The sequence below is a fragment of the uncultured Gimesia sp. genome, assembly GCF_937910335.1.
Classification (GTDB): Bacteria; Planctomycetota; Planctomycetia; order Planctomycetales; family Planctomycetaceae; genus Gimesia.
Window position 1 is genome coordinate 1 of record NZ_CALEMX010000593.1, and the last position, 6,089, is coordinate 6,089.

The 6,089-nt window shown below is 46.6% G+C and carries 6 protein-coding genes; 5 read left to right on the forward strand and 1 reads right to left on the reverse strand.

Annotation, left to right across the window (positions count from 1 at the left end; genetic code table 11):
• The first annotated feature begins 16 nt into the window (after positions 1 to 16).
• The 3 genes from Q0668_RS24225 to Q0668_RS24235 are packed head-to-tail and all read left to right on the forward strand — an operon-like array spanning position 17 to position 2,927.
• Positions 17 to 496, forward strand: coding sequence for an ATP-dependent zinc protease (locus Q0668_RS24225; protein WP_366918988.1), 480 nt, complete (start codon positions 17 to 19; stop codon positions 494 to 496).
• A gap of 42 nt (positions 497 to 538) precedes the next feature.
• Positions 539 to 1,789 carry a RimK family alpha-L-glutamate ligase gene (locus Q0668_RS24230; RefSeq protein ID WP_298869129.1) on the forward strand — a complete coding sequence of 417 codons (1,251 nt, stop codon included), beginning with the start codon at positions 539 to 541 and terminating at the stop codon, positions 1,787 to 1,789.
• A gap of 7 nt (positions 1,790 to 1,796) precedes the next feature.
• The gene (locus Q0668_RS24235) at positions 1,797 to 2,927 is read left to right on the forward strand and encodes a succinylglutamate desuccinylase/aspartoacylase family protein (protein WP_298869130.1); all 1,131 of its coding nucleotides are present in this window, start codon (positions 1,797 to 1,799) and stop codon (positions 2,925 to 2,927) included.
• Positions 2,928 to 3,207: 280 nt separating this feature from the next.
• Here Q0668_RS24235 and Q0668_RS24240 read toward each other — a convergent pair whose 3' ends face one another.
• Positions 3,208 to 3,834 (reverse strand): hypothetical protein, encoded by a 627-nt coding sequence (locus tag Q0668_RS24240; RefSeq protein ID WP_298869131.1) that lies wholly within the window; start codon positions 3,832 to 3,834, stop codon positions 3,208 to 3,210.
• Between the two features lie 458 nt (positions 3,835 to 4,292).
• On the opposite strand from Q0668_RS24240, the gene Q0668_RS24245 reads away from it, so the two are divergent.
• Positions 4,293 to 5,033, forward strand: coding sequence for a DUF2071 domain-containing protein (locus tag Q0668_RS24245; protein ID WP_298869132.1), 741 nt, complete (start codon positions 4,293 to 4,295; stop codon positions 5,031 to 5,033).
• A gap of 33 nt (positions 5,034 to 5,066) precedes the next feature.
• The gene (locus tag Q0668_RS24250) at positions 5,067 to 5,990 is read left to right on the forward strand and encodes a hypothetical protein (RefSeq protein WP_298869133.1); all 924 of its coding nucleotides are present in this window, start codon (positions 5,067 to 5,069) and stop codon (positions 5,988 to 5,990) included.
• Positions 5,991 to 6,089 lie beyond the last annotated feature (99 nt).

Below are 6,089 nucleotides of genomic sequence, written 5' to 3' on the forward strand. Positions count from 1 at the left end.
ACTTAAACAGTCTAGTCTGCCTGTCATTGGTTGGCGCGAATGGGTGAGTCTCCCCAATTTGGGTATCAAATCAATCAAAGTAAAAGTTGATACCGGCGCCCGTTCTTCCTCCCTGCATGCTTACGATTTACATGAGTTCGAGCGGGACGGTGTGAACTGGATCCGGTTTAAAGTTCACCCTGTTCAACGAAGAACGAATGAGATCGTGCAGACCGAGGCCGAAATCCTTGAGTATCGGTCGATTCGTAGTTCCAGTGGCAAGTCTACGCGACGGCCGGTGATTATTACCAACATTGAATTATTGGGAGTGGTCTGGCCTGTCGAGTTGACACTTGCGAATCGCGACGAAATGGGCTTTCGCATGCTTTTAGGGCGGGAAGCGTTCCGCCAGAAATTTCTAGTCGATGCCGGAAAATCTTATTACGGCGGTAAACCACCTCGAAAGAAAAAAAATAAGGCCAAGGCGAAGCCCAAAAAGAAATCCAGGCAAAAATAAATACTGAAGCGCTACAACTAATCAGGCACCGAAAGAGCATCTATGAAACTTGCAATTCTCTCAACTAGTCCGCAATGCTACAGCACCCGTCGACTGCGTGAAGCGGCGGAGCAACGTGGATTCAATGCTAAAGTATTGAATACGCTGCATTTTGCGATTGACTTGAAACAAGCGGAGCCCGATCTTTACTTTCGCCAAAAGCCTCTCTCCGATTACGATGCCGTGCTGCCGCGCATCGGCGCATCAATTACCTACTTCGGTACTGCGGTCGTACGACAATTCGAGCAGATGGATGTGTTCTGTGCGAATTCGTCCTCCGGAATTTCGAACTCGCGAGACAAACTTCGAAGTCTTCAAATTCTGAGTCGGCATCAGATTGGTATACCACAAACCACTTTCGTCCGTGATAAAAAGGATGTGTTGCCCGCCATCGAACGCGTGGGAGGTGCTCCTGTTGTAATCAAACTGCTGGAAGGTACACAGGGGATCGGCGTGTTACTTGCCGAATCGGTGAATTCGGCCAAAGCGATTATCGAAATGCTGCAAAGCCAAAAACAGAACGTATTAATTCAGAAGTTTGTTGCCGAAAGTAAAGGTCGTGATATCCGGGCATTTGTGGTCGGTGATCGGGTTGTAGCTGCAATGCGTCGGGTTGCTCAAGGACAGGAGTTTCGCAGCAATGTTCATCGGGGTGGTCGTACTGAGCCAGTTACACTCGATGAAACCTATTGCAAAACTGCTGTCCGTGCCGCTCAGATTATGGGCCTTCGCGTTGCCGGTGTTGACATTCTGGAAGGAAAAAACGGGCCACAAATAATGGAGATCAATTCTTCACCTGGTTTGGAAGGAATCGAGCGATGCACGCAGCTCGATGTGGCGGGGGTCATCGTGGACTATATTGCTGCTCAGGTGGATTTTCCCGAGATCGATTTGCGTCAAAGATTGACCGTCAGTCGTGGCTATGGAGTCACAGAGATTCATATTCCCGAAGGCTCTGAATACGTGGGCAAGGAGATCAACCAATCTGGATTGCGTGATAAGGACATCAATGTACTCACGCTCTATCGGGGGACAACCGTCATTCCCAACCCACGTTCAAGTCGGCAACTGGAATCTGGAGATCGATTGCTTTGTTTTGGTAAACTCGAACTGATGCGCGATTTAATTCCTGTGAAAACACGTCGCAAAAGACGCCCAGAAGTTCAGGATCTGCCTGATTTGCCAGTCGCAGATGAAGTGCATGCAGAGTTAGTCGAATTCGCTACTGACTCGTTACCATTGGATAAAGGGTAATGCGTTTATGACCAAACCCCGTGAACGGAAGTCTGTTAGCGAATGGAATGGAGAATCCATTCAGGCTGGTGAATCACGTGATGTCAAACTTGCTGTCAGCGAGAGCTATAGCAGCATGACGGTGAAGATTCCAATTCACATTCGCCGCGCCGTGGAAGAGGGGCCTGTGGTTTTCGTCACCGCGGCACTTCATGGCGACGAAATTAATGGTACCGGAGCAATTCGTGAATTAGTTCAAGACACGGATTTTCACTTACTGCGTGGGTCAGTTATCTTTGTGCCTGTGCTAAATCTTCTCGCCTTTGATCGTCATTCCCGTTATCTGCCTGATCGTCGTGATCTGAATCGTTCTTTTCCTGGATCTGCGAATGGCAGTCTGGCCAGTCGCATGGCTCGGATTATTTTTGAGGAAATTGTTTCGCGTTGTGATTACGGCATAGATTTGCACACTGCATCCGTGCGTCGTACAAACTATCCGAATGTTCGAGGCGATATGACGAATCCGGAAGTGCAACGGATTGCTAAGGCATTCGGTTCCGAAATTATCATGAATGGTAAGGGGCCCGCCGGCGCGTTTCGCCGTGAAGCATGTCATAGTGGTTGTCCTACGATCATTATGGAAGGCGGCGAAGTCTGGAAAGTTGAGCCGGGCATCGTGGAGTCGGCAGTACGCGGCGTAAGAAATGTGCTTCGCGATTTAAAAATGCTGGAAGGGGAACCGGAAAGCCCTGATTATCAGGTCGTTGTTAACAAATCAACCTGGGTACGGGCGGAACGTGGTGGCTTTCTCAAGTTCCATGTAAAACCTGGAGATATCATTGAAAAAGATCAACCGATTGCCACCAATTCAACATTGCTCGGTCGAGAACGCAGTATGTTGTATTCCCCATTTGATGCAGTCGTGATTGGCATGACAACCCTGCCTGCGATCAGTCCCGGAGAGCCAATTTGCAACCTGGGTATGCTTCCTAAAGGAACGAAACCATCGCAAGTTCGACGATTTCGGTCTGAAGAGGATGGACTTGAAGGCCAGGTTGTTGAAGAGCTTTCAACTAACCTGATTGTTGTTGAACCGAATGAAGAAACGCACAATCAGGAACAGAGCGGAAACGTTGATCCCAAGATCTTTCGAAAATAGTTAGATCACAAAGCGACTATTTACTGCTTTCATCAACTTATCTTCCTGCAAACAAATTTCCCAATGACTTATATCGAAAGCCGATCATTATTTGATGTGCCGTTAAATCTGCCGTGTAATGCCCCGCTGGAAAATTATTAGAGTTGAGTGATAACGACACAGCCGCTGATCCGTAATCTATGTAACGGTAACCAATATCGATAATCCAACGTTCTGTTCGTTCCCAGGTGAAACCACAGCCAATTTGCCAGGCAAACTCAGAAAATCGTCCCTGTCCGCCCTAAATACCATCGTTGAGGGACAATCGTCCGCCATTGGCGCCAATGCCGCCACCGAAGTAAATGGTTTTTGTTTCATGGACGGGAAAATCAAGCCAGAAGTTCGTCATGACACTCCAGCGATCATCGTAATCAATTTGATAGAGTGTACTGGAACTTTCGGGTCGCAGGCTCTCTGACAGTAATCCACCGAGATCCCGGAATGCTCCTTCCACTTCAATACGAAGGGCTTTGCAGCAGAAGGGTATTCTGGCTCCGAGTGCCAGTCCAAAGTCGTAAGAAGCATTACTGTCCGTACCCCGGTTGGGCACTAAGAAATTTGTGTTGAATCCCCCACTTTCTAAATGATTTAATGAGAGATAGTTGTTAGCCGAGAGGTAAAACGTCGTATTCTCGGTCCAATCTTCTAAATGAGATGCAGAAAAATATCCTTCCTCATTGAAAGGTTCCGTTTCCGCTGATGTAAACGATTCCATTTCACCTGCAAATCGATCGATGTCGTTAAAATATTCGAATTCGCTGGCTTCGAATTCGTCTACTCCGAATTCATCCGCTGACAATATGCTGGCAGATACCCATCCTGCGGTAATCGCAAGTAAGGCGATCGTGAGAATTTTTGTCGATCTCATCCTGTCCCCAATGGCTTAAAGATTCCATTCAACAGTTGTGACTAATTTGTGATGTGTTGTGATTATATAAATCAGACATTTAGTACAGTCTACATTTTCGATATCGGCTGGATTTTGAGGGACATAACTCTTTTTCTGATAAATCGGGAGCGGAGTTGTTCAGGTTCAGGGGGTTATGAGTCTTGGAACTAATGTGTGCATCCATCTGGAATTTTGAGTATTGATTGTTGGATGAATTGAATGGCATTTTCAGAATAATCGTGTTTTTCAATACGATATCTTTGAATGGTATGTACTGGTTATGTTGGTAGTGCTGAATGAAGCGCCTGGAAATGTGATCGCTATGGGGGGTAAGATTACGAATGGCATTGGGGTCACATTGACAAAAACCATGCAAAGGTGTACGTTTGGATGATTGGTTATGAGGAAACAATGAGTTTTTCTTAAGTGAGCCTGCAATGCGAATTCCAGTAATCGAGGGCATTATTGATCGCCGTATACTGGCGAATTTTCGCATCGATCCCGAGGTGATGTCACGTGTGCTACCAGCCCCATTTCGGCCAAAATTGATACGCGGTTATGCTATCGGCGGAGTCTGTCTAATTCGTCTCAAAAATGTTCGCCCACGCATTATGCCTTTTTCGTGGGGCATTCGTTCTGAAAATGCGGCGCACCGTTTCGCCGTCGAATGGGATGCCGATGGTCAAACGCATGAGGGAGTCTATGTGAATCGTCGCGATACTGATTCCTGTCTGAACGCTCTGGCGGGGGGGCGAATCTTTCCGGGCACTCATCACCATGCCTCGTTTACAGTATCGGAATCGGAAGATCATTTTTCAGTTTCTATGCAGAGCAAAGATGGCCAGGCGCAGATGAAAGTGGTTGGTTCGATAACAGATCGTCTACCAGAATCATCTGTCTTTGATTCATTGGCAGCAGCCTCAGAGTTTTTCGAGCAAGGTTCGCTTGGGTATTCGGCCAGCGATGCGGAAGGGCGCTTTGATGGTCTGGAATTAAGATGTCATGACTGGAGTGCGGAACCGCTTCAGATTGAAAATATCGAATCCAGTTTTTTTGATGATTCCCATCTGTTCCCGTCGGGGTCTGTTGAGTTTGACTGTGCCTTATTGATGCGCGGCATTCAGCATGAATGGCATAGCCGTCAGGATTTATGCTGCCCTGAAACCATAAAGACATAAAGGTTCTCGTTCACTTTGTAAAGGAACACACGAATGGATTCCCGTGTTTTGTTGCCGCTGATTTTTGTCTGTTTCATGACGACTCCACTCAGTGCAGAACCGATCGTTGCATCAAAGCCGAGACCGGAAGCGGAGCAGCGTGCCATTGATGTCTTGCGCGAATGGAGTGCAGAAAACGTAACCTGCACCGCAGTCCGCGGTGATTTTAAGAGGTATTGGTACGACGATGTGTTCCGAGTGCAAAAACATGGGAAGGGGCAGTTTGGCTATCGCGGACCCCGTCATGGCTTCTGGCGAATCGAACCAGCCAATCTTGATCCTTTATCTGTCATTCGAAAGAAAACTCGCGATGGAAAACCGTATACATATAAAGACGCTGAATCCGAGAAATGGCGCTGGCAGAAAACACGGATTCTCGACATTCATGAAGAAGACAAGCATTATGAAGAATATACCTATCCAGAAAAGATTGAGGAGACAAAGCAGAAAGTATCGTGGTGGTTTTTCGATTTCGATTTTAATTTCACCGCAGACTGGCCTTCGCCGTTTCTTCCAGGAGTTCCGAATCAGGCAAAAATCGAGGACTTAATTAAGAATTCCTATTTGAAAGTTGTCAAAGAATCAGAAACGCAAATTATAATCGCTGGGAAACCCATTCGCAGAAAGGATGCCGCAAATTACAGTGAATTCAAATTGCTTCTGGAAAAGAATCCCTGGCGGTTGAGTGCCACTCAATATATTCATCCTGGAGGAAATCAAAGCACCGTTTATGTTTTTTCTAATATCGAAATGAATCCTGAAGAATGGGATGAACCCGATCTGACCGGCTACGAGAAACTTTCAGTTAACATTCGAGATTATCCAGTGGAAGCACGCAAACCAGTTGATGAAACGTCTCAGGCAGATACCTGGAGTTACTTTTTGGGAAGGTGTCTTTTGCTTAACCTGTTTTTTTGATCTCACCGGACCTTCTGCATTGTAGGTTCTGCCTTCATTTATCTTTGGGTTCACTGGTCGGGCACTGGAGATCTAGTCTCTGATTCTTTTATTTGATAT